General features: G+C 33.2%; 30 protein-coding genes. 9 read left to right on the forward strand and 21 right to left on the reverse strand.

What is annotated here, in order from left to right; translation table 11 throughout:
• Window positions 1-26: 26 nt before the first annotated feature.
• Window positions 27-1,073 carry an AI-2E family transporter gene (locus KO361_02455; protein ID MCC7574427.1) on the reverse strand — a complete coding sequence of 349 codons (1,047 nt, stop codon included), beginning with the start codon at window positions 1,071-1,073 and terminating at the stop codon, window positions 27-29.
• Window positions 1,074-1,175: 102 nt separating this feature from the next.
• On the opposite strand from KO361_02455, the gene KO361_02460 reads away from it, so the two are divergent.
• Together KO361_02460 and KO361_02465 are read left to right on the forward strand one after the other, a co-directional pair.
• Entirely contained in the window at window positions 1,176-1,778 is a 603-nt protein-coding gene (locus tag KO361_02460) for an HIT domain-containing protein (GenBank protein MCC7574428.1), read from the forward strand.
• Between the two features lie 9 nt (window positions 1,779-1,787).
• A complete protein-coding gene (locus KO361_02465) occupies window positions 1,788-2,279 on the forward strand; it encodes an HIT domain-containing protein (protein ID MCC7574429.1) in 492 nt (163 codons plus the stop codon).
• Window positions 2,280-2,293: 14 nt separating this feature from the next.
• Here the strand turns inward: KO361_02465 and KO361_02470 are convergent, their stop codons facing one another.
• The 4 genes from KO361_02470 to KO361_02485 all read right to left on the reverse strand — a co-directional run bounded on the left by KO361_02470 (window position 2,294) and on the right by KO361_02485 (window position 5,208).
• Window positions 2,294-3,262 (reverse strand): deoxyhypusine synthase family protein, encoded by a 969-nt coding sequence (locus KO361_02470; protein ID MCC7574430.1) that lies wholly within the window; start codon window positions 3,260-3,262, stop codon window positions 2,294-2,296.
• A 10-nt stretch (window positions 3,263-3,272) separates the two neighbouring features.
• On the reverse strand, window positions 3,273-3,470 hold the full coding sequence (locus tag KO361_02475) for a hypothetical protein (protein ID MCC7574431.1): 198 nt from the start codon (window positions 3,468-3,470) through the stop codon (window positions 3,273-3,275).
• Between the two features lie 54 nt (window positions 3,471-3,524).
• Window positions 3,525-4,604, reverse strand: coding sequence for a mechanosensitive ion channel family protein (locus KO361_02480; protein MCC7574432.1), 1,080 nt, complete (start codon window positions 4,602-4,604; stop codon window positions 3,525-3,527).
• 73 nt (window positions 4,605-4,677) lie between these two features.
• Window positions 4,678-5,208, reverse strand: coding sequence for a 50S ribosomal protein L16 (locus tag KO361_02485; GenBank protein ID MCC7574433.1), 531 nt, complete (start codon window positions 5,206-5,208; stop codon window positions 4,678-4,680).
• A 208-nt stretch (window positions 5,209-5,416) separates the two neighbouring features.
• Here KO361_02485 and KO361_02490 point away from each other — a divergent pair, with 208 nt between their 5' ends.
• Together KO361_02490 and KO361_02495 are read left to right on the forward strand one after the other, a co-directional pair.
• Window positions 5,417-5,848, forward strand: a complete 432-nt coding sequence (locus KO361_02490; protein MCC7574434.1) for a hypothetical protein — start codon at window positions 5,417-5,419, stop codon at window positions 5,846-5,848.
• A gap of 164 nt (window positions 5,849-6,012) precedes the next feature.
• The gene (locus tag KO361_02495) at window positions 6,013-6,327 is read left to right on the forward strand and encodes a hypothetical protein (protein ID MCC7574435.1); all 315 of its coding nucleotides are present in this window, start codon (window positions 6,013-6,015) and stop codon (window positions 6,325-6,327) included.
• Here KO361_02495 and KO361_02500 read toward each other — a convergent pair whose 3' ends face one another.
• Together KO361_02500 and KO361_02505 are read right to left on the reverse strand one after the other, a co-directional pair.
• On the reverse strand, window positions 6,328-6,846 hold the full coding sequence (locus KO361_02500; protein MCC7574436.1) for an alpha/beta hydrolase: 519 nt from the start codon (window positions 6,844-6,846) through the stop codon (window positions 6,328-6,330).
• 21 nt (window positions 6,847-6,867) lie between these two features.
• Window positions 6,868-8,247, reverse strand: coding sequence for a signal recognition particle receptor subunit alpha (locus KO361_02505; protein MCC7574437.1), 1,380 nt, complete (start codon window positions 8,245-8,247; stop codon window positions 6,868-6,870).
• A 101-nt stretch (window positions 8,248-8,348) separates the two neighbouring features.
• On the opposite strand from KO361_02505, the gene KO361_02510 reads away from it, so the two are divergent.
• From KO361_02510 to gyrB, 3 genes are all read left to right on the forward strand, one after another.
• Window positions 8,349-9,392 carry a hypothetical protein gene (locus KO361_02510; GenBank protein ID MCC7574438.1) on the forward strand — a complete coding sequence of 348 codons (1,044 nt, stop codon included), beginning with the start codon at window positions 8,349-8,351 and terminating at the stop codon, window positions 9,390-9,392.
• Window positions 9,389-10,351 carry a 50S ribosome-binding GTPase gene (locus KO361_02515; GenBank protein MCC7574439.1) on the forward strand — a complete coding sequence of 321 codons (963 nt, stop codon included), beginning with the start codon at window positions 9,389-9,391 and terminating at the stop codon, window positions 10,349-10,351. The genes KO361_02510 and KO361_02515 overlap by 4 nt, the downstream gene beginning before the upstream one ends.
• A 107-nt stretch (window positions 10,352-10,458) precedes the next feature.
• Window positions 10,459-12,372, forward strand: a complete 1,914-nt coding sequence (gene gyrB, locus KO361_02520) for a DNA topoisomerase (ATP-hydrolyzing) subunit B (protein MCC7574440.1) — start codon at window positions 10,459-10,461, stop codon at window positions 12,370-12,372.
• A gap of 7 nt (window positions 12,373-12,379) precedes the next feature.
• Here the strand turns inward: gyrB and KO361_02525 are convergent, their stop codons facing one another.
• Window positions 12,380-13,063 (reverse strand): ThiF family adenylyltransferase, encoded by a 684-nt coding sequence (locus tag KO361_02525; GenBank protein MCC7574441.1) that lies wholly within the window; start codon window positions 13,061-13,063, stop codon window positions 12,380-12,382.
• Between the two features lie 280 nt (window positions 13,064-13,343).
• Here KO361_02525 and ileS point away from each other — a divergent pair, with 280 nt between their 5' ends.
• On the forward strand, window positions 13,344-16,466 hold the full coding sequence (ileS, locus tag KO361_02530; protein MCC7574442.1) for an isoleucine--tRNA ligase: 3,123 nt from the start codon (window positions 13,344-13,346) through the stop codon (window positions 16,464-16,466).
• Between the two features lie 3 nt (window positions 16,467-16,469).
• A complete protein-coding gene (locus tag KO361_02535) occupies window positions 16,470-17,267 on the forward strand; it encodes a DUF814 domain-containing protein (GenBank protein MCC7574443.1) in 798 nt (265 codons plus the stop codon).
• A gap of 12 nt (window positions 17,268-17,279) precedes the next feature.
• On the opposite strand, the gene KO361_02540 is transcribed toward KO361_02535, so the two are convergent.
• The 13 genes from KO361_02540 to KO361_02600 all read right to left on the reverse strand — a co-directional run bounded on the left by KO361_02540 (window position 17,280) and on the right by KO361_02600 (window position 24,605).
• Entirely contained in the window at window positions 17,280-17,975 is a 696-nt protein-coding gene (locus KO361_02540; protein ID MCC7574444.1) for a hypothetical protein, read from the reverse strand.
• Window positions 17,976-17,980: 5 nt separating this feature from the next.
• Entirely contained in the window at window positions 17,981-18,229 is a 249-nt protein-coding gene (locus tag KO361_02545; GenBank protein MCC7574445.1) for a hypothetical protein, read from the reverse strand.
• A gap of 41 nt (window positions 18,230-18,270) precedes the next feature.
• Window positions 18,271-18,954 (reverse strand): hypothetical protein, encoded by a 684-nt coding sequence (locus tag KO361_02550; protein ID MCC7574446.1) that lies wholly within the window; start codon window positions 18,952-18,954, stop codon window positions 18,271-18,273.
• 5 nt (window positions 18,955-18,959) lie between these two features.
• Entirely contained in the window at window positions 18,960-19,232 is a 273-nt protein-coding gene (locus KO361_02555; protein ID MCC7574447.1) for a hypothetical protein, read from the reverse strand.
• Window positions 19,233-19,368: 136 nt separating this feature from the next.
• Window positions 19,369-20,016 (reverse strand): hypothetical protein, encoded by a 648-nt coding sequence (locus KO361_02560; GenBank protein MCC7574448.1) that lies wholly within the window; start codon window positions 20,014-20,016, stop codon window positions 19,369-19,371.
• Window positions 20,017-20,034: 18 nt separating this feature from the next.
• Entirely contained in the window at window positions 20,035-20,262 is a 228-nt protein-coding gene (locus KO361_02565; protein MCC7574449.1) for a hypothetical protein, read from the reverse strand.
• A 94-nt stretch (window positions 20,263-20,356) separates the two neighbouring features.
• The gene (locus KO361_02570) at window positions 20,357-20,704 is read right to left on the reverse strand and encodes a hypothetical protein (GenBank protein MCC7574450.1); all 348 of its coding nucleotides are present in this window, start codon (window positions 20,702-20,704) and stop codon (window positions 20,357-20,359) included.
• A gap of 11 nt (window positions 20,705-20,715) precedes the next feature.
• Window positions 20,716-21,003, reverse strand: a complete 288-nt coding sequence (locus KO361_02575) for a 50S ribosomal protein L21e (GenBank protein ID MCC7574451.1) — start codon at window positions 21,001-21,003, stop codon at window positions 20,716-20,718.
• Between the two features lie 12 nt (window positions 21,004-21,015).
• Window positions 21,016-21,738 (reverse strand): 50S ribosomal protein L11, encoded by a 723-nt coding sequence (locus tag KO361_02580; protein ID MCC7574452.1) that lies wholly within the window; start codon window positions 21,736-21,738, stop codon window positions 21,016-21,018.
• A 108-nt stretch (window positions 21,739-21,846) separates the two neighbouring features.
• On the reverse strand, window positions 21,847-22,410 hold the full coding sequence (locus tag KO361_02585) for a transcription elongation factor Spt5 (GenBank protein MCC7574453.1): 564 nt from the start codon (window positions 22,408-22,410) through the stop codon (window positions 21,847-21,849).
• A gap of 14 nt (window positions 22,411-22,424) precedes the next feature.
• Window positions 22,425-22,664, reverse strand: coding sequence for a protein translocase SEC61 complex subunit gamma (locus KO361_02590; protein MCC7574454.1), 240 nt, complete (start codon window positions 22,662-22,664; stop codon window positions 22,425-22,427).
• 11 nt (window positions 22,665-22,675) lie between these two features.
• Window positions 22,676-23,776 carry a cell division protein FtsZ gene (gene ftsZ / locus KO361_02595; GenBank protein MCC7574455.1) on the reverse strand — a complete coding sequence of 367 codons (1,101 nt, stop codon included), beginning with the start codon at window positions 23,774-23,776 and terminating at the stop codon, window positions 22,676-22,678.
• Window positions 23,777-23,867: 91 nt separating this feature from the next.
• Window positions 23,868-24,605 carry an FKBP-type peptidyl-prolyl cis-trans isomerase gene (locus tag KO361_02600; GenBank protein ID MCC7574456.1) on the reverse strand — a complete coding sequence of 246 codons (738 nt, stop codon included), beginning with the start codon at window positions 24,603-24,605 and terminating at the stop codon, window positions 23,868-23,870.
• Between the last annotated feature and the right edge of the window lie 22 nt (window positions 24,606-24,627).

Below are 24,627 nucleotides of genomic sequence, written 5' to 3' on the forward strand. Positions count from 1 at the left end.
TCTGAAAAACTCCTTGAAAATACTCATTAATTCTTTCTTATTAACACTGCTTGATTAAAAAAATTAATTAATAACACACAAAGCGCAACCAATATAGGACCCATAATTATTCCAAAAACACCAAATAATTTTAATCCGCCAAAGATTGCCATCACCATTAAAACAGGATGCATGCCTGCTTTTTCACCTAAAAATTTAGGCTTGAAAACATTCTCCATATACAATATTATGAAAGTTCCAAAAGCTAAAACACCTATGCCTGCAAATAGATTTCCTTGAACTAATTGAAATAAACCAGCAGGTATCCAAACCATGGCAGTCCCAACCAAAGGAATCAACGCTAAAACAGTCATCATTAATCCCCAAAAAATAGGATTTTTAAGACCGAAAATAAAAAACGCGAATCCCCCAAGGAAACCCTGAACGAAAGCCATCAATATGTGCCCATACATCACTCCATGAAGAACTTTTTTAGATTCTTTTGTTATTTCATCTTTATGCCTATTAGATACAGGAAGCATACCCATTATGCTAGCCAGAATCTTTTCACCCTCTTTAAATATATAAAATAATAAGAATAACAATATTAACAAACCAACAAATATCTCCGCTAACGAATTAATTATACTAGAAACGGACACCGAAAACGTGTCTCTAATAGCGCTAAACAAAGGAACAACTATGTTTTCACTAGACACATTTAAACCAAGAGATGACTCAATAGCTGAATCAACATCTTCAAAATTATAATGTGAAACCAAATTGTAAGTATTAGTAACTTCTTTTACCACGCTATTAACAAATAAGTAAGAAGAAACACCAATTAATAAAACTATTAATACAACGAGTAAAGAAGCTGACAAATTAGGACCTAAACCTTTGTTTCTTAAAAACTTATTAAGAGGAAAAAAGAACACTCCCAGCGTAGCGCCGAGAACTAAAGAATAAATAAAAGGTTTAAACAATAATGCTAAAGCTAAAACAGCCAATACATAAGCAAATAACAAGAAATAAAAAGCATTTTTAGAACCATTAGGAAATTCACTTTTTATTTTGTCGGATTTTTTCTTCAAACACTCACCTTTTACAAAGAAGACGAAACTTTTTAGTATATAAATGTGTTGATAATCCTTAAAAGAAAAGATTTTTATAAAAAAAGAAGTGTATCTTATTCCATGAGTGGTATCAGCGAAGAAGAATGGCAAAAAATGAGCCCTGAAGAAAGAGAAGAATTTCAAATAAAGAATTGCGTGTTTTGTAAAATTATTAGCGGAGAAATACCTTCTAAAAAAATTTATGACGATAATAACTTCGTAGGCATACTAGATATTAATCCCGGAGTGAAAGGACACATTTTAGTTCTTCCTAAAAAACACGTTCAAATAATGCCTCAACTAGGCACTGAGCTTAGTGGTGAATTAGGAATTGTTTGCAAAAAAATATCTGAGAAAATGAAAAAAGCATTAAGTGTTAATGATGTTTCAGTATTTGTTGCTAACGGCGCAGTCGCCGGACAAAACGCGCCTCATTTCATGATGCATATTATTCCAAGAAAAGAAAATGATAATATATCTCTTAATCCTGAATTAAAAAAATTTAGTTTAGAAAAAATTAATGATTACAGAAAAAAAATAATCAAAGGTCTAGGTTTGCCTGATTTAACAAATGAAAAAAAACAAGATGACTCCAAAGAAGAAAAACAAGAAGTTAAAGAATTAGAAACACAAAATGTTCCTGACAAGGATCTATTAGATAAAATATCAAAAATGTTTAATTAAAGAAAAAAAATGGAATTGCAATTAGAACAAGTAATAATTAGGGATGAAGAATTAGTTGTTTTTTTCCCAGAAGAAACAATTGTTGAAGGAGAACTAGTAGTTGCACCCATACACGCGTTTAAAACATTAGAAGATATACCTGAAGCACTTATTGAGAAAATGTTTCACGTGGTTAACAAAATGAGTTCTAGCTTGTTTGATTTATTAGGATGTCATGGAACTAATTTGTTAATACAGAACGGAGAAATAGCGGGACAAAAATCAGAATCATTATTCATAAGAATAATACCTAGATTCCAAGATGATTCTTTACAATTAAAATGGGATTCTTCTCCGAGCAGTCCTGAAGATTTGGAAAACGTGGTGAAATCTTTTAAAGATGCTGATGAAGAAAAAATACAAGAAGCATATTTAGAAGAACAAAAAAAACAAGCAACACAAAAAGTTCCTGAAGAAGAACAAAATGATTACTTGTTAAAATCTTTAAAAAGAAATCCTTAATTCTAAAAAAAAAATTATTTTTTTCTAAGAGTGGAAGCTATTAATAAAGGAAAAGTCAAAGAAAAATCAGCTCTCACTTTAGCAGTAGGTGCATCTAATTTAATTTTTGCCCAAGTCTTAGCTTCTTCTTGGTTACCCCCTGAATCAGAACCGTCAAACTCAGAAGCAGTAGTTAAATAAATCGCGTAATCAAAACCTTCTCTGAATATTTGAGCATTAAGATTGTAATGCTTAGAAATGCCCCCTCCTAGAATTAATGCGCCTGCTTTTTCTTGTTGAAGAACTTCATTAACAAGACTAACATGATCCTCAGTTACATCTATAATAAAATCTTTATTTTTTTGTTTGAAGAAATAAACTATGTCTCCAAAAGAACCATCCATTATGCCCGGACAATAAACAGGGACGTCGTTCTTAGCGGCCCAGTACAAATAAGAATCTTCACCTAGTTTCAATCCTGCTTTTTTAAGTAAATAAGAAGGAGAAACAACTTTTTTTTCTTTGAAAACTTCTGTTAATAATTCGTTTAAAAAACGTTCAAAATACAAATACCTGTTATTAGGAACAAATATGTTGCCTATTCTACCTACGCCGTGTTCAAACAAGGAACGACCAGACACATCAAATTCACCTAATTTAAATGAACTAAGACTCTTAATTATGTCTTCTTCTACTCCGCTAGCAGTAGTTATTATTGTGTGCATCTTTTTTTGTTTTACCAAAAAAGTAATTATATCTCTTAACCCTGAAGAAATAGCGTTACCTGTAAAAGAAAAATAAATAGGAACTTTTTCTTCAATCATAGTATTCATAATCGTTACTGCTTTAAAGAATTCTGTTGCTTGAAAACCAGTAGACCCAAAGCTCTTAATGAAAGAATCAAAATCAAAATCATTAGAAAAATCATAACCTTTTATCAAAGGATGATTATCTAACTCATTAGTTTTAACCATGTGTTTTTGATCACTGTAAGAACGTTTCATAAATCATCAACTATTCATTATTTAAATCAATATTAGAAGGTGGAATCTGAACTCCTCTTCCTAAAACATCTGCACAATCAGGACAATCATCAGTTTCCCAATCTTCACATATCCCATCATAATTACAACGCGTCTCAGGAGAACGCATACAACCCGTAGCTAACACTGATAAAATCAGCAAAACTAAAACAATTACTTTCTTATTCATTTTTAAACCCCCTAATACTTGCGAATATTTACTTATTTAAATATTTTGAGTTAATTATCTTTTTCTTTTAGTATTTTTTTTAATATTAATATTGTCAGAGTAAATCTTCCTAGCAGGAACAGGAATCTCTATTTTGTTTTTAATTAATAAAGAGTAAATAGCTTTAGTTATCTCGCTTTTCTTAACGAATAAATCATGATAATCATTAATGAATACCCCTATCATTAATTCTAAGTAATACTCCGCTACTTTAACAAAGAAAAATTTAGGCCTAGGATATTTTAATATGTCTTGTCTTTTATCTAACATATCAAAGATTAATTTTTCAACTTTTTCAACGTCTGTCCCTATCGCCACAGGCATAATAATTTTTAACCTTATAGATTTTGTTGGTTGAGCATAGTTCCTTATTTTCATGTTAGCTAAAACAGAGTTAGGAACATATATTTCTTCTAAATCAAAATTCTTAAGCTTTGTACTTCTAAGAGATGTTTCCATGATGAATCCAACTTCTCCATCAGGTAATTCAATTAAGTCCCCTTTACGAAACGTATCATCAAGAACTAAAGCTATACCTCCAAATATGTTTGTTAAAGAATCCCTAAACGCGAATCCTATGATTACGCTCGCTATACCTAGGCTTGTTAGTAATGCACCCACAGATATTTCCCATGTTTGTAAAATGAAAATTAAAGCAACAAATCCTAGTATTATGTCAACAACGCTTTTCATTAAAGGAATTATTCCTTCGTGAGTTTCGTCATTCCTATTTTTTTTAATTTTCTTGCTCCAATTTTCTAAGGAAATATGACTTATTATACTTAACATATACGTAATGAGTATAATGGATAAAGATATTAAGAAGCTATTAAGATTAGAATGAATCCTAGGATAGTCTCTTAAGTATGTGCTAACAATTGCTTGAACACCTAAAACAACTATTATGAAAAGAAGAGGGTGTTCTAGTCTTATTATTTTTTTAACATCATACATTGATTTTTTCTTTACGAATTTGTAAATGTATTTTCCTATTTGATGAACAAGAACCATTAGTAAAAGAACAGAAATTATTATTAAGATAGTTAATAAGAAGTCCGGATTAGATCCAAATAATTCAAGTAGTAGTTCTTTCATCTTATTTCAAGCAATACTCCGAGTATTTATACATTTGTTACAATTATGAGATGATTAAAAAACTAAAAAAAATTTATGCAGAAATAATTTTTTGGTCAACACTTATTGAGAAGTCACAAGGAAACTTTTTTCTTGCTCTGTTAAGTGCGTCTTTAGCAACACTTAATTTGTCTTTGTTAACTTCGACTTCAAGAACTGCTTGACCTTTTCTTACACGGGCAGCCAATCCTACTGCTTTACCAAATGAATGCGCCATACCTGTACTCATACGGTCAGCACCTGCACCTGCTGCTAGAGGATTATTTCTTAAAACATGATGAGGATAAACTTTTATTCTTAATTTATAATTTAAAGGTGCTTTTTCTTCTAGTAATTTATTTGTTGTTTTTCTGGCTGATTCTAATGCATTGTGTCTTAGTTGAATATCAGATTTTGATCTTAGAGATAAAACATAAGAATATTCTTTTTTCTGATTACCCATTACGTATTTTACTATTTTGTTGTTTGGAACTGCTCTTACGAAAGCTTTTTTTCTGTATTTTGATTTTCTAGTGTAAGGTCTTTCTAAGCGTCTCCAAGCCACTGCTCTCATTAATTTTGCCATGTTGGTGAGAAAAATATGTTTGTTTAAAAAGCTTACGGAAACTAATGGTTGTTTTTCTGACTATTTAACTAAATGTTTGTTAAGTTATTCTTAAAGTTTTATAAAAAAAACATTATGATGAAAAACATATTTTAATATACAATAATGTATATCATTATACTAAAAAATGGAAATATTTATATAGTGGCTATGACAAACAAACATAATAATGAGCTACTTAGACCAATTACAAAGAACAGGAACCATGGACGCGGTCCAAAGACAAACAACACAATTTAGCAACGCACCAAGAACAGAAACAACAAGAAAAGAAGACCCAATCACGAATTTTCAAGAACAAATAAACCAATTACAAACAACACTACTAGAACAAAAAAACAAATTCGACAGATTCCTCACAATAAACCAGAACAGAATAATGACCCTGGAGAAAGAGGTAAACCAGCTCAGAGAAGAGCTAAACAAAAAAACACAAATGCTCGATAAACTGAGCGATAAAGAAACCGTACAAAGAACTAGAGAAGCCCTGTTCAACAGAAAAGACAGGGCGCCTCTAGACAGCCCCGTAGACAGAAACAACGTAGCACCATCACAAGTCCAAATCGAAAAAATTTTCAATTGTAGCGGGAAAAAATTCTAAACCACCCCTCTTCAACCCGCTACAAATGAAATTAAAAATTGTCAAGAACGAGAGTTAAGCCGAAAGGGCAACTCCACCTTGGCAATCATATTTCTAAAATAACCGAAAAATAACCAAAAAACGTATAAAAAACAATATTAAAAACAAAACAAAAATAACAAACCGTGAAAGATAACGAACTAGAAAGAATAGCATTAATAGCAACAATAATCGGACTAATACTAATTCTAATAATGATGCCAAAATACGAACCAGTAGACGCACACTATTTAACAAACGACGATAACAATGCTTACCTAGAAGGAACAATAGTAAAAAAATCCTACAACGACGAAACAGGATGGAGTTACCTAGAAATAAACACCTGCAAAAATACAAAATCATTCTACAACGGAGAAATACCCTTACAAGAAAAAGAAAAAATACACATACAAGGCACATACCAAAACAACGTATTCAACATAAAAAAATACAAATAATTAATCAACCAAACTAAGAACATCAATTAACAAATCTTCAAAATCACTCATGCCCTTAAAATACATAGCATCATCAAGAAGCTGAACTTCATCACCCACAGACTCCGCCAAAAAAGCAGAATCATCTAAACTACTCTGATCATCATTTTCAGAAGCATACACAAAAAAATTCTTAGACTTATCCTTAACAACAGAAAAATCAAAATCATCAAGAGAAAAATCCTTAAAAACATTTTTCAAAGAAGAACCAGAAATAAAAAAAACACCCTTAACATCACGAAGCTTTTCCTCCAAAACCTTAAGCACAACAACCCTACCAGCGCCGTGACCAATAAAAATAGAAGACTCATCTAAATGCTTACGAAAATCCTTCAAAGCAGAAACCCAAGAATCAAAACTCTCACCAACAGAAGGCATAACCGGTAAGAAAAAAGAATGACCACGCTTAACAAGCTCAGAACTAAGCCAATCATACCAAGCATGACTTTCCCCATCCGATACCAAAATAATGTTAACCATAAAAAACCATAATAAACAATATTATTTAAAACCTTTGAAACCCTGCATCTTCTTCATCATACGCTGCATATCACGCTCAGAAGAACCAGGCTTAAGCATCTTCATCATTTTCTTAGACTGACGATACTGCTTCAACATACCACGAAGATCAGAAGCAGGCAAACCAGCACCCTTACTAATCCTATCAACACGAGAACCAGAAATAATATCAGGATCCTCCAATTCTTGCGTAGTCATACTACCAAGCAAAGGCTTCCACTTCTCCAACTCTTGCTCCCTATTCTGCAACATATCCTTAGGAATGTTAGCCGAACCAAGACCTGGAATCATATCCACTATTTTGTTCAAAGGACCCATTTTTTTCATAGCCTGCATTTGCTCATACAAATCCACAAGATTAAAATCACCTTTCAACAACTTCTTACCAATATCCTGAGCTTCCTCCTCACTAATAGCACCACGCGTCTTCTCAAGCAAAGCCTCCAAATCACCCATACCAAGAAGCCTCCCTACAAAACCCTCAGATTTAAACTCCTCCAAATCATCACTCTTCTCACCAACCCCAATAAAACGAACAGGAGAACCAGTAATAGCACAAGCAATCAAAGCACCACCACCCTTAGCAGTACCATCAAGCTTAGTAATCACAACGCCAGAAACTCCGCAAGTATCATGAAACGCGGACGCTTGTTTCTCCGCGGCCTGACCAATATCAGCACTCAAAACAAGCAAAGACTCATCAGGAGAAACCACTTTGTTAATACCATCAAGCTCAGAAATTAAATCATCAGAAAGAGCATCCCTACCCGCAGTATCAACAATCACCAAATCAAATTTCTCCAAATCCTTCTCAAACTTCTTATAAATCTTAACAGGATCCTTAACTGATTTATCCGTAAAAACCTGAATACCAAGACTTTTACCAATCTGCTCTAATTGATCCGCAGCAGCAGGTCTCCAAGTATCCAAAGAAATCATACAAACACTCACACCCCTCTTCTTAAAATAAGAACCAAGCTTACCCGCAGAAGTAGTTTTACCAGAACCAAACAAACCCACCAATAAAACCTTAAAAGAACCCTTCTTAGACTCCTTCTTAGCCCTTATACCCGACTTAAAATCAACTTTGCCACCTTGACCAAGAAAATTAACCAATTCCTCATAAACAATATTAACCAAATGCTCCTTCTTAGAAACAGACCTAGGAACTTCTTCATTCAATGCACGCTCCTTCATCTTCTTAGTCAAATCCAAAACGAGCTTAACATTAACATCAGACTGCAACAAAGCGCGCTGAATATCCTTAATTAATTCATTAATAAGCTTCTCATCAACAAATAAAGCATTAGTAATTTTTTTAAGAGTGCTTTTCAATGAATCAGACAACGAATCCAAAACCATACTAATAGAAGGAAAAAACAATTTATAAATTTTTATGCAAAAACAAACACTAAAAAATAAATAATAAACTTTTTAATGAAACATTATTTCTTAAAATAAATATGATAACAGAACAAGAAATACAAGAAATAAGAACAAAATTAAAAGAATCAGCAAAACCATTATTCTTTTTTGATGACGACGCAGACGGCGTAACATCCTTTGTTATGATGTATAAATTAGCAGGAGATGGAAAAGGAGTGTGCGTAAAAGGAAAACCAACCTTAGAAGCAGAGTACATAAGAAAAGTAGAAGAATATAGTCCTGATAGAGTATTCATATTAGACAAACCAATAGTAGAACAAGAATTCTTAGATCAAGTAACCCAAGAAGTTATATGGTTAGACCATCACCCAGTACAAGACAATAAGAACGTAAAATATTATAATCCAAGAAAAAAAAATGATGAAGACAACAGACCCACAAGTTATTGGGCATACCAAGTATGTAAAGAATTACCAGAAGCGCTATGGTTAGCAGGAATAGGAGTCGTAGGGGATTGGAGCTTAGCACTAAAAGAAGAATTAAACAAAGAATATCCTGATTTGTTACCTGAAAACATCACGAGTGCTCCAGAAGCATTGTTTAAAACAAAATTAGGCGAATTAGTAAAAATAATAGATTTTAATCTTAAAGGAACAACTACTCAAGTCATGCAATCAATAAAGATACTAACAAGAATAGAAAGTCCTTATGAAATATTGGAACAAAGCAGTCCTAAAGGCAAATATTTATACAAGAAATACGCAGCCATAAAAGAGAAATATGACTCTTTAAAAAAAGGCGTAGAAGTAACCGAGGAACCAATAATATTTTTTAAGTACACAGATAACAAATTAGCAATATCTAGTATGTTATCAAACGAATTATTATTTGAAAATCCTGATAAGATAATAATAGTAGCAAGAGAAAAATCAAATGAATTAATGCTATCGATAAGATCCACGAACATAAATGTTTCAGAAATATTAAAAGAATCACTAACAGGAACTAACGGATACGGCGGAGGACACGATAACGCGTGCGGCGCCTGTATAAACAAAGACGGATTTGAAACATTCATGGAAGACTTCAAAAATAATTTGAATAAAAAAATAAAAAAATGAATTTTCAAAAAACACAACCAGTAGAAAAAGGAAGTTTCTATTTAGACGTAGCTGTACAAAGAGCAAAAAAACAAGTGAATGCTTTAACAATAAGAATAAAAGATGAAGATAAAAAAGCATTAATAAAAGAAAAAACAAGAATTAAAGTAATAAAAGACACACTAATAAAAAGCTTCATTAACATAATAAATTCTTTTCCAGGACTTGATGGATTGCCTGAATTCTATTACGAATTATGCAAAAGCACTATGGATGTTGATGAAGTAAAAAAAGCATTATCAGTCATATCTTGGGCGCCAGGAAAAATATCTGAACTAGAACGAGAATTCATAAGACAAACAAGAGGAAAAACAAAAGAAGACATAATAAAAGCTAGACGCGCATTCATTGGAAGAATCTCATCCATAATAAAAAGAATGGACAAAAAACTAGAATTAATAGAACAAACAAGAAGAACAATGATAACGTATCCAGACATAAAAGATGATTTATTCACTGTGTGCATATCTGGTTTTCCAAACGTAGGAAAAAGCACGTTACTATCAAGAATAACTACTTCTAAACCCGAAATAGGAAATTATTCTTTTACAACAACAACGCTTAATACAGGTTATTTCAAGGACGGATTTGAAAAAATACAAATAATAGATGTTCCAGGAACACTTAACAGATTTGAAAAAATGAATAACGTAGAGAAACAAGCACACTTAGCATTAAAATACTTAGCTAACTTAATAGTGTATGTTTATGACTTAACAGAACCTTATTCTTTAAAAGAACAAGATGCTTTATTTGAAGAAACAAAGAAATTAGGAAAACCAATATTGATTTATGTAAGCAAAGCCGATTTATTAGGAAAACAAAAAATTAAGGAATTCATAAAAAATAATGAAATAAAAAACGCGAATTATGACTCTGAAGAACTAAGAAAAGAAATAACTAAACAACGAAGAAAATAACACAAAAAAATAAGGATTTAAACAACAAATTTTATAAATAAAAAAGGTTTCTTTAAATCAATAAAAAAAAGCGAGTTTATCGACAAAAAACTAAAGGGAGATTATTCATGAATCAAGATAATAAAGGAAGTTACGATTCTCATAACATAAAAGTACTAGAAGGCTTGACCGCTGTAAGAAAAAGACCTGGAATGTACATAGGAAGCACAGGCCTTAGAGGCTTACATCACATGATACAAGAAGTAGTTGATAATTCCATAGATGAAGCAATGGCTGGGCACTGCGACGAAATAAAAATAATAATACATAATGATACTTCTGTAAGCGTAGAAGATAATGGAAGAGGAATACCCGTGAGTATTCATAAAGAAACAGGACTTCCAGGCGTAGAACTAGTAATGACTAAGTTACACGCAGGAGGAAAATTTGACAAAGACAATTATAAGGTTTCCGGAGGACTACACGGAGTAGGTGTGAGCGTAGTAAACGCGTTATCAAAAAAAGTTGAAGCAACAGTTTATAGAGATGGAAAAGAATACTTTATAGAGTTTGAGAAAGGAATAACCACTAAGCCATTAACTCAAAAAGGAACAACTAACAAAAAAGGAACACTGATTAGGTTCTGGGCAGACCCTGAAATATTTGAAGCACTAGATTATGATTCAGCACTAGTAAATAACAGATTAAGAGAATTAGCATTCTTAAACAAAGGAGTAACAATTATTTTCAAAGATGAAAGACCAGGATTTGAAAAAGAAGCAAAACACATATACGAAGGAGGAATAGTAAGCTTCGTAGAACACTTAAACAAAAACAAGAACGTGATAACCAACACGGTGTATTTCTCAAAAGAAAAAGAAGGAGTAACCGCAGACATATGCATGCAGTACAACGATTCATACTCCGATTCAGTATTTAGCTTCGTTAACAACATAAACACTCACGAAGGAGGAACACACGTTTCAGGATTTAAAACCGCTTTAACAAGAACTCTAAATAATTACGCTGAAAACAACAAGTTACTAAAAGACAAAGACTCAAGATTCTCAAGTGACGACGTACACGAAGGACTAACATGCATAATATCCGTGAAAGTTCCAGAGCCACAATTCGAAGGACAAACCAAGACTAAACTAGGAAACAGCGAAGTAAAAGGAATAGTAGATAGCTTAGTAAGCACCAGTCTTAATACTTACTTAGAAGAAAATCCTTCAGAAGGAAAAAAAATAATAGAAAAAGTACTAAGCGCGGCGAGAGCAAGAGAAGCAGCTAGGAAAGCAAGAGATTTAACAAGAAGAAAATCAATACTGGAAAGTACCACGTTACCAGGAAAATTAGCAGATTGCTCAGAGAAAGACCCTGCTAAATCAGAATTATACATCGTGGAAGGAGACAGCGCAGGAGGAAGCGCAAAACAAGGAAGAAGCAAAGAGTATCAAGCAATACTTCCTTTGAAAGGAAAAATACTAAACGTAGAAAAAGCAAGACTTGACAAAATAATTTCATCTAACGAAATATCAACAATGATAACAGCGATAGGAACAAGCATAGGCGAAGAATTCAACTTAGAAAAAGCAAGATATCACAAAATAATAATCATGACTGATTCAGACGTGGACGGAAGCCACATAACTACTTTGATATTAACATTCTTCTTCAGATACATGAAAGAATTAATAGATGCAGGATACGTATACGTAGCACAACCACCTTTATACTTAGTAAAAAAAGGAAATCAAAAAATATACGTAAGAGACGAAAAAGGAAAAGACGAAATCCTAAAACAATTCGAAGACGCAAAAGGAGTAAGTATCCAAAGATACAAAGGATTAGGAGAAATGAACCCTGACCAATTATGGGATACCACAATGGATCCTCAGAACAGAGTTCTTAAAAAAATAACTATTGAAGACGCAGTAGAAGCAGACCGCGTATTCACCATGCTAATGGGCTCAGAAGTAGAACCAAGAAGACAATTCATCGAAGATAATGCTTACAAAGTACAAAACTTAGACATATAAAAAGAAATTATTTGTTTTTACGAGCATAATTCTTTTCGAAATTAAGATCCCATACATCAAAAAATAACATGTTTTTCTCATTAGGAATACCTAATAATACCTTAGCAGCTTTAGAAGCCACAACTCCCGCAGCTGTATGAACCGTAGCAGCCATTATGCCCTCTTCACTAATTCTTTTATTCTTAACATAATCAGATATCTCATTAAGAGTAGTACCTTGCTCAATCACGAATACTTGACCTTGACTACCACTAACAAAACAATAAATCATAGGAATCTTTTTCTTTGAACAATACTTATCAATAATCAAAGAAACCTCTAAGTCATTAGTACAATCAATAACCAAATCAGAATCTAATAAGTAACTATTAATAGGTGTTAATTCCTCATGAAAAGCCTTAATAGAAACCGCGTCATTAATAGAATCAAGACGCTTCTTAGCTTGTTTAGCTTTAAACTTATTAACGTCCTCTTGTAAAAACAAAGAAGTTTGCTGAATTTCATAATCAAGTATTCTACCTTTATCAATTAAACGAACACCTATACCTGCTCTAACAAGCATGTCAGCAACAACTGAGCCAACCCCTGCTAAGCCAACAACAGCCACTGTTTTAGCTCTCATTTCTTTAGCTCTATCACCTATTTGTTTGACTAATTCGTGCTTAGAATACTTATTATTCTTTGATGCCATATAAAAAAGGATTAACTAAGTTTTATATAAATATTTCGGGGATAAAAATCTTTTATTACACTAATATAAGAAAAATATTTATAAATATAGGAATTGATCCTCTAAGAATGCGAGCTAAAATCCGAGAAATTGTGAAAAACAAAAAAATAAATAAATACTTAGTTAGCATTATTTCTATTATTAACTAAATAAGGTTTCCCTAAAGATTATTAAAGGGAAAAAGAATACTTGTTAGTAATAGAAACATAAATTGATTCAGTGAACGAAAGGGGGTTCATTAATGGCAGAAAAATATGATTATAAAGCGATAGAACAAAAAATGCTTAGTTACTGGGAAAAAGAAGATATACTGAATAAGAAAAGAATAAAAAATAAAGATGGAAAGAAGTTTTATTTTTTACAAGGACCTCCTTATACTTCTGGAAGATTACACATGGGACATGGTTGGAATCACGCGTTAAAAGACGCAGTTCTAAGATATAAAAGATTTCAAGGATTTAATGTTTGGGACAGAGCAGGATATGACATGCACGGCTTACCAACCGAATTAAAAGTAATGAAAGAATTAAACATGAAGTTCAAAGAAGAAATACTTGAGTATGGAATGGATAAATTCAACAAGAAATGTAAGGATTACTCTGTTGAAATGATGAAGCACATGGATGATGATTTAATAAAAATAGGTATAACTCTTGATTTCTCAGATTCTTATCAACCAATAACTAATGAATTCATAGAAGGACAATGGGCATTAGTGAAAAACGCTGATAAAAATAAGCGATTATACTTAGGAGAACGAACCCTTTCTTGGTGTCCTGATTGTGGCTCTGCTTTAGCGAAACACGAACAAGAATATGAAACAGTTACTGATAATTCTATATTCGTAAAGATGCGTGTTAAAGAAAAAAACAATGAATTCTTAGTTATTTGGACAACTACTCCTTGGACTATTCCTTTTAATTTAGCAATAATGGTTAATCCCGAATTAGAGTATCAGAAGTGCAAGATTCTGAGCGGAGACTACAAAGGAGAAACATGGGTTGTAGCTAAGCAATTAGCAGGAGTGTTCATAAACGGAGTCGCAAACGCAGAATACGAAGTCGTAGAAGAATTCTTAGGTGAAAAACTTGAAGGAACAAGATATGAACATCCTTTCAGCAAAGATTATGATGTTTACAAAGAAATAAAATCAGATAAGTTACACAGCGTATTATTAAGTACGGAGTACGTTGATACAAGTGCAGGAACAGGATTGGTTCATTGTGCGCCTGGATGCGGACCTGAGGATTACGAAGTAGGATACAAAAATGGATTGCCTCCTTTTAATAATATTGATGAGAAAGGAACTTTTCCTGATGAAATGAAAATATTTGAGGGATTAGTAGCAAAGAAAGATGATAATAAATTCGTAGAAGCTTTAAAAGAAAGAAATGCTTTGATTGCTCAAAACGAAGTAGAGCACGAATACGCTCATTGTTGGAGGCATAAAACACCTGTTATTTTTAGAACGACTAAGCAATGGTTCTTTAAAATAGAGGATTTAAAAAAATCAATTTTAGAAAAGAATAAGCAAATAAATTGGGTTCCTAAGATAAGTAGTAATCAGTTCGATGCTTGGATAAGTAATTTGAGAGATAATTCTATTACTAAACAAAGATATTGGGGAACACCCGCACCTATTTGGGTTAATGAAAATGATGAGACTGATTACATCGTTGTAAGTAGTAAGAAAGAACTAGAAGATTTGGGTTGTGAAGTTCCTGAGGACTTACATAAGCCGTACATTGATGACGTAATAATAAAAAAAGATAATAAGATTTATAGAAGAATACCTGATGTTTTAGATGTTTGGATAGATGCAGGAATAACCGCTAGGAATTGTTTGTATAACAAAGAAGAATTGTTAAAAAAATGGATGGGTGTTGATTGCGTATTAGAAGCAAAAGAACAAATAAGATTGTGGTTTTACATATTAGCTGTTTGTGAAGAATTAATGGATAGTAAAGAATTGCCTTTTAAGAACGTGTATTGTCACGGTATGTTAACCGCTATCGATGGTGTGAAGATGTCTAAGTCATTAGGAAATATTATTTCGCCTTATGAAATAACTGATAAGTACGGCGCGGACACTATGAGGTTTTATTTGTGTTCTATAAGTGCAGGTCAAAATATTTCTTTTTCATGGGATGACATACAACAAAGGTATAGAACAATAAATGTTTTGTGGAACATACATAATTATTTAACTGATTTTTTAACGAATGAAAAAATAGATTTAGAAAAAGTTATGAAAAAAGATTTAAAACTAGAAATAGAAGATGAATATATTTTAAGTTTTTTAAATTCCGCAAAAAGAGATATAACTCTTCTTTTAGATTCTTATGAGTTAGATAAAGCGTGTAATTTGCTTAATGAATTAATACTTGTTTTTAGTAGAGACTACATTAAGATGATAAGAGAAAGAGCCGTAAGTGGTACAGATGAACAAAAAGAAAGTCTTGCTCAAACATTATTTGTTGTGTTGAAAGACATAATAATTATGAGTAATATATATACTCCTTTCATATCTGAGCAAATATATCAAAATTTGAAACAGTGGAATGTTTTAACAAAGGAATCTATTACTTTTGAGTCTTGGATAAGTTTTGATGAAAAGAAGATAAAGCCTGAATTAGTTGAAGATTTTGATAAATCCTTAAACATAATAACAGGGATACTTGGTGCTAGAGAATTATCAGGATTAGGAGTAAGATGGCCTGTAAAAAAAGTTTTACTTGTTTCAAAAGAGGAAATAAAACTAAGTGAAGAAGTACAAAGCGTGATAAAAGAACAAACAAATGTTAAAGAACTAGAATTTAGAACTGAGTTTGATTATGAATACGAAGTGAAACCTAATTACAAGAATTTGAGTTCTTTGTTCGGAGAAAAAACTAGTGATGCCGCCAAGGAAATAGATTCTAAAAAACAAGACATAATAATCGCGTTGAAAAAAGGCGAAGAAGAATTAGTGATTCTTGATCAGAACATAAAACTAAAAGATTGTTTGAACGTTGAAGAAAAAGTTAATAAGCCATTTTATGTTAGTGATACACCTATATGTAAAGTAGTGTTGGATTCTACTAGGAATGATGACTTAGACTCTGAAGGATATGCTCGTGAAATAATTAGAAGAGTTCAAGATATGAGGAAAAAAAATGATTTTACTAAGTTAGAAAAAATAAGTCTTAACTTAAAAGCTAAACAAGATGTTTTAGAAAAAATAAAGAAGCACACAGATTATATCAGCTTTAAAGTAGGTGCGAAGACTACGAGTTTTGAAGAATCAAATAAAGCCGAGTATCAAGAAACTTTTAAAATAAAAGGTTATGAATTTGAGATTAGTTTTGATAAACTAAAAAAATAAAAAATGGACCTAGTTATTAATCTGGATAAAAACGTTGAAGAGAACGCTCAATTATATTTTGAGAAAGCAAAGAAAGCAAAAAAGAAACTTGAAGGCGCGAAGAAAGCTTTGCACGAAACTAAGAAGAAATTAGAAAAACAAGAAAAAGAACATTCTAAAATAGTGAATAAAGAAGTCGCGTTGAAAAAAGCAAAACAACGAAAAAAGGAATGGTACGAGAAATACAAATGGTTTGTGAGTAGCGACGACATATTAGTTATAGGCGGAAAAGACTCTTCTAGTAATGAACAAGTAATAAAGAAGCACGCAGATCCTTGGAACCTTGTTTATCACACAGAAGCACCAGGCAGTCCTTTCGTAGTAATCAAGAATGATAAAGACCAAGAAATTCCTGAAACAACAAAAGAAGAAGCAGCCATATTCACTGGTACGCACACTAAGGCTTGGGAATTAAACATGAAAAGCGTAGACGTATTCGAAGTAAAACCTGAACAAGTAACAAAAGAAGCAAAATCAGGAGAATACATATCAAAAGGAGCTTTCATGATATATGGTAAAAGAAAGAATTACGATGTGTTAATAGATTTAAGCATAGGTTACTTCGAGAAAGACGGTAATAAAATAATCATGGCAGGTCCTCTAAGAGCTGTAAAAAAGAAATGTGAGAATTACTTAGTCTTAAAACAAGGTAATTTAAAGAAAGGAGAATTAGCTAATAAGCTAATGAAAAAATATGATTTGCCAACGAACGAAGAAATACTAAGCGCTTTGCCTAGTGGAAGATTTGAAATAAAAAAATAAAAAAAATAATAATTATATTACTTCTGAAGCATAAAATGTTACGGTTACGCTACCACCTGTGCTCGCAGAATTAGGAATTCTAATCTCGAAATGAGCTAAGAAACTATTATCACTTCCAGAAGTTAAATTAGAGCAAGCATTATACAAACTCGTGTTTTGAAAAATGTTATAATTAGTCATATTAAGATTATCTGTTTTGTTGCCTAAGTAACCCGCACAACCACCATTACCTACGTAGTCGCCCCAACCATCATTAAGTAATTTGTATCTTAAAGAAGAATTATCAGTACCACTTATTGCTTCACCTGTGCGCAAAAAATCTCCTCCAAAATCAGTACCAACGTCACTAACATTGAATTCTACGTTAGCAGGAAGATTACCATTATTCCTAACAGAAATAGGAACAGGACTATTATAATCAGGACAAGCACCTGCGCCATCTCCTTGAGACGTTTCAGAACTAATATTGACACCTACTCCTTCATCAAGAACACAAGTACCAAAATTAATACTTGGACTGTCTTCAGTCGTTATACTTATGACTTCTTCAATAAGCAAACTAATACTACCTGTGTCAGTATCATTAAAAGTTTGATAACCAGTAGTAGACATAGCACCTAATCTAGAAATACTAATAAAAGTGCTACCAAACGAAACCACTATCGCCGCTAATAAAAGAACAGCTAAAGTCTTATTTGAAATATCCATTTTCTTTAATCCTCCAAAACATCATTTTCATTATTATCTATGTCAAGAGTTATAACTCCTGAAGCAGAATATTCATCCTGCGAATTCTTAATATTTAAAGAAATAGAACCTGAAGAAGAATCCTTCAATTCAGAATCTTGATAATCATTAAAAGACAAAGCTTTAATCAACATGAACACACCTAGAACAGAAACTAGTATGAACAAAATAATAAGTCCCAAAACGACCCTATCCATTTTTTTTTCTTTTTCCAAAACGAATCACCCAAAAAAAAATAATAAAAAAAAGTTAATAATTAGTCAGTCTCCATAGCATAAAACGTAACGGACACCGTATCCCCTGTGCTAGCAGCATCAGGAATCTTAATTTCGAAATGAGCCAAAACACTATTCGCACCAGAACCAGCAGCGCCCGTAGTTAAATTACCACAAACATTATGCAAACTCGTATTCTCAAAAATCGCGTAACTAGCCATACTAGAAGTACCTGACGTGTTACCTAAATTAAGAGCACAACCTGCTTGATTACCTAATAAACCATTGTTAATTATTTTGTACCTTAAAGAAGAACCTCCTTCACCAGTATCCAAGAAATCTCCTGAGAAATCAGTACCTACTTTACTAACATTAAACTCTACTTTAGCAGGAAGATTACCATCATTCCTAACAGCAATAGGCGTAGCCTCAGAAATACCATTACAAAGAGACGTGTTCAAAGTATACTCTGAGTTAATCACTATGTTAGTAGCACCCGCTCCGAAGTCACAAGTACCAAAATTAATATTTCGCTGATCCTCAATAGTAATACTAATAAGTTCCTCAATAGTTAATTGAACCGTTCCAGAATCAGTATCATTAAAAGCTTGATAACCCGTCATTGATATAGCACCAAGCTTGCTTAAACTAACAAAAGTACCTCCAAGAGACACAACGATAGCAGCAAGCAACATCACAGCCAAAGTTTTATTTGAAACACTCATATTATTCATTCCTCCAAATCATCATTCAAAATAATCTCAGAATCAGAACTAACCAATTCATGATTAACAACATCTAAACTTATCATACCCGTAGAAGTGTACTCCTGACCTTCCTTAGCCGTATTAAACGAAACTAAACCCGCAGAAGCATCCTTAATAACTGATTCATCATCAGAAAAATATAATACTTTAACCAATAAAAAAGTGCCAATGATTGAAGCGCAAATAGCAAACACAACCAAGCCAATTAATACTTTGTTAAAAACATTTTTTTCCAATACGAACACCTACGAGACATAACAATGCCTTAATAACAAAAATATTTAACATTTAAGTATATAAACCTTTCGATTAAAAAGAACTGTTTACAGACGAATACATAAAAAAATCATCGCTAAAAAGTTAAAACAAAAATTAATACTCAAAAGCAGTAAAAGTAACAAGAACAGTAGAAAAACCAACATCAACATCATCAGGAATAACTAATTCAAAATCAATAACGACGCTGTTCTCACCACCCACAACGTCAACACCTAATTGCTCACAAACCTCGTATTCATCATCAACAACTAAAAAAGAAGAAAAAGAACCAGGACCTATACCACTCAAACAACCACCGCTATTTCCCTCTCTACCCTCATTAGAAACCTTATATGCTATGTCAGAAACATTAGAAGGAGAACTAAGAAAAGATCCGTTCCTAAGAGCGCCAACCTCATTAGATTTAACAGTCACAGTAGCCACGACACCCCCATCATTCCTAACAGAAATATTAGTTCGCTCATAATACTCACAAGACTCAAAAGTATCCTTTAAACCATCAGAAGTGATATTAAAAACCCTATCCAACAATTTGCATTGACCAAAATCAATAAAAGAACCATCCTCCGTCGTGATAGACAACTCCGATAAGATATCCAAACTAATAAATCCTTGATCATACATGAAATTACTCGTAGACTTCAAAGAATCCAAAGAATAAAGATTAACAAACACACTAGAAACAGAAAAAAAAAGAGCAAAAATCAACAACGAAATCAAAACCTTATTCGAAACCACCATGAAAACAACCCAGCCTCACTACTCAGCAATATCAAGACTAATCTGACCCTGAGAAGAAGAATCCTTCTTCGAATAATCCTTGATATCAAGAGAAATACTCCCAGAAGTATAAGATACTTGAGGAACATCCTCTTGCGCCCTAAAATTAGACGTCTCAAAAAAAACAGTAGTAGCACCAAGAATAGAAATCAAAATAGCCAAAACAGCCAATATAAAAACAGTTTCATTAGACAAATCATTACTCATCGCGAACATCCTCACTAATTAATAAAAAAAAATATTCCTAAAATATTATATAAAACTTTCTGTTTTAAAAAAAAAAAGAGTTTAAAAAAAAAAATTATTTTTTGTATTCTTTAACAACACCAACAATCTTAGACATATTCTCCTTAGTAACAGTTAACGCATAACCTTGAAGAATAACTTTAACGTCCTCAACGTCACCAGGCAACAAATCAACAATCTTCACAATGTGCTCATCCTTCAACCTAGGAATATCTAAATCAACAAGTTTCTTAGACAACTCAGCAGCCGCAGACTTAGACAAAGGCTTAAAATGATTAAGATAATCAATAGCTTTACCAACCCTGAAACTAGGCTCTCCATCCCTCTTCTGAATAGAAGACAAAACACTCTTTAATTCTGCAAGAGAAACAGGTTCTTTTCCAACTATTTCTGGCTTAGACACAATAATTCACCTCAAACCTTCCTTAAATGCACAGGGTGCACAATAAGCATTTTTTCTTTCTTAAAATCCATGATTTTAACTTCGTAACAAGAACCACGCTTAGCCAAAACAACTCCTGACTTACCCACGAATCTAGGACAATAAGTACCCTCAAAAACAGCGGGCTCATAACCTAAAGCGACTTTGTCACCAACATTAAACTCAGCCAAATAAGCCTTAAGACTAACCTTACCTTTTTTCCTATTCTTCTTAGAAAGCAAAGACGACTTACTCCTCCTAACACCACCAATTCTAGCCATAATCAATCACCTTTATTTCTTACCTTTACCTGCTGCTTTATCATCCTTAGGAGCTAACTTAGCAATAATCTGATCAGGAATCTTAGCATCCTCTAAAGCCTTTCTAATCTGATCCGCGGACTTCTTCTCATTCTGAGCAATAATCTTCTTAGCCTGAGCCTCAAAGAAAGCACGCTTCTCCTCTAATTCTTTCTGAAGACGCTTACGTTCCTCTTCAATTTGCTTCATTTCATCAGCAGTAATCTCAGTCTTCTCAGCCTTAATCTCCGCATCAAACTTACCCTCATTAACCATGATTAAAGCTTTCTCAGCAGAAACCTCTTCTACCTTAACACCCATAGACTTGCAAGAACCAATAATTTCCTTAACTCGTTCCTTAAGAGTCTTACCAGACAAAGCATCTTCTTTCATCTTAGCAATCTTAATAATTTGCTCAATCTTAAGATCCGCAACCAATTCCTTATCAGGTTTACCAGAACCCTTATCCACGCCAGCTTCCTTCTTAATAAGAGCAGAAGCAGGAGGAGTCCCAATAGAAATAGTATACTCCTTAGTATCTGAATCAACAGTTACCTTAACAGGAACTTGCATCCCTTTATAATCAGCAGTCTTCTTATTAATATCAGCAACCACGGCACCAATATTCACACCCAAAGGCCCCATAGCAGGACCAAGAGGAGGCGCAGCAGTAGCCTTACCACCTTCAATTAAAACTTCAACTGAACTCATAGCCATATTTATTCCTCATTTTATTAACATAAATCCAAAAGAACGAAATAACCACCAATTTATAAAGCTTTTGCCCACGAAGAAGCAGAAACAAAAAAAAAATAAAAAAAATAATTATTCATCACGCCTAATAACTTTAATAGCATCCATCTTAATCGTTATAGGAATAGGAACCGCTGCATCAAGAAGTTCAACAACGACTTCTTCCTTAGCTTTATCCACCCTAGAAATCTTACACTTCTCACGTTTAAACGGACCACTAATAATTTCCGCGATGTCATTCTTCTGAATATTAACATCTTTCTTAACTTGCTCAAGCATATGCTCAATTTCCTTATAATTAATCTCATTAGGCAAAATACCACGAGCATAAGGAACACCATAAGCAGCTTGCTCAGCATCCCCTCTGGATTCAGCTTCAACGAATATGTAACCACGCATCCCATGAGGCCTAATAACAGAATAAACACTAATCTTCTTCCTAACAACGTTACTAGAAACAAAAGTCATAACTTGATCTTCACGATTAGCAGTAACCCTCAAAGCAAACAACTTAGTACTAATACCTTCAGTCTTAGGTTCTTCTTTCTCAGGCACAGACTCCTGATTATCCATTTCCTTAATCCTTTTGAGTTCTTCCTCACCAGGCATGTTCTTCTTAAGAATATCTTCATCCATAATAAATCACTCCTTCAATTACCTCGCATAAACATTAAATAAAACACCAAAACAAACACGATGCCAACAGCCAAAAAAATAGAAATAGCAAAATCAACAATGTGCAACAAAAAACCAGCGAAGCCAATAAGCAACAAACCAAGACCTGAAACCTTAGTAATAGTCCAATACTCTTGCTTAGAAGGCTTCTTCGAAATACGAAGAACCCTTTTACACTCTGTCAAAAAATTTCTAAGCTTATCCATCCTATTCATCTTAATTTACCTCAGTCAACAAAAGTAATACCTAACTCCGATTCTTTTTCTTTTTTCCTTTCACTCATAGGCTTAGAAGCATAACCACCAATGATTTGAGAAGACTTAACACCTGTAACAACAAGCATTACACGAATACTACCTTGTAAATCCTCAGATATCTGAGCACCCCAAATCATTCTAGCATCCTCATCGAGCTTACTAGCAATACTCTCAACGACTCTACGAGCCTCCTCAAGAGTCATGTCAGTGCCACCCGCAACATTAATCAATGCGCCACTAGCACCAGTTATATCAACATCAAGCAAAGGATTATTAACCGCTTTTTCAACTGCTTCTTCAGCCCTACTAGCAGAATCAGATTCTCCAACACCTATAAGCGCGACACCACCATCACCCATCACTGCACGGATATCAGCAAAATCAAGATTTACTAATCCCGCCTTAGTTACAAGCTCAGCGACGCCCTTAACCGCGTTAGTCAAAATCTCATCAGCAATCTTAAACGCGGTATGCAAAGGAAGATCAGGAGCCAATTCCAATAATTTATCATTAGGAATAACAATCAAAGTATCAACGTTCTTCCTCAAAGCTTCCAAACCATGAATCGCGTTTTCATATCTACGCTGACCCTCCATTTTAAAAGGAAGAGTAACAACACCAACAGTTAAAGCACCTGATTTCTTAGAATATTCAGCAATAACAGGCGCAGCACCAGTACCAGTACCCCCACCTAAACCACACGTAATAAAAATCATATCAGCATGATTAGCCGCGCTCTTAATTTCTTTCTCAGACTCACGAGCAGCTTCCTCACCTATCTTAGGAATACTACCAGCACCCAAGCCCTTAGTTAAATCTCTACCAATCAAAATCTTCTTATCAGCAGAAGTATACAATAAATCTTGAGCATCAGTATTCAAAGCAATAGTTTCAGCACCAAAAATACCTATTTCAGTGATTCTATTAATAGTATTATTACCCCCACCACCGCAACCAAAAACCTTGATGTGAGCCTTCTGCTTAGCTAGTAATTCCTCTAACTCAGCATCCAAATCATTGGATTTTTGTTCGATATCAGTTCGTTTCACACTATTTATTGTTTCAACCATTTAACACTCCCCTCGCAATGAAAAAAAACATAATTTTTTCTTTTAACAAATGTTTTGAATGAGCGAGTATATAAATTTTTTTAGTAATAACTCACTCATCAGAGGCATTATCCTCAACTTTTTTCTCCGAAACTTTATCAACTTTTTTCTTAGTTTCAAAAACAACACTTGTTTTAGTAACTTTTTCAACTTCGCTCTTCAAATTCTTAAGCACGTCCTCAGGTAAATCCATTGACACCTTAACTTTAACTTCGTCGTTATTAACAACTAATTCATCATAAGGTAAACGAATCAAAGAAAGCACAGATTCAACTTTTTCTTTGACGTCATCAATTTTTCTTAAAATACTAATACTGTATTTAACTGTTTTACCTGATAAAGGATGATTAAAGTCAACGATTACGCGACCACCACTAACACTTCTAACAACGCCTCTAGAACCATCTAAGTCAACAGTTAAACCAGGAAACGGATTAACTTTTTGTTTCTTAAAAACATTTAAAGGCATTAATTTTAAAAGCTTTGAATCCTTTTTACCAAAAGCATTCTCTTCACCTAAAATAATGTCATGTTCACCAACATTTAAACCAATAAGTTGCTCGTCCAAACCCGGAAGAACATGATTTTCACCAACACAAATCTTCAAAGACTTAAAATCATCCCTAGTAACATGAGTATGGCCGTGATTGTGACCATGATCGTGATCGTGCTCACAAATCATTCCTGCTTTTTCTGCATCATCAGGAATAGTAGTGTCAAAAATAGAACCATCATCTACTAGTGAAGCAGTGTAATTAATTTCTATGAAATCTCCTTTTTTTATAGTCATTTTTTTTACCTCGAACGATTAA

This window comes from Candidatus Woesearchaeota archaeon, from assembly GCA_020854775.1.
In the GTDB taxonomy this organism is placed as follows: domain Archaea; phylum Nanobdellota; class Nanobdellia; order Woesearchaeales; family 21-14-0-10-32-9; genus 21-14-0-10-32-9.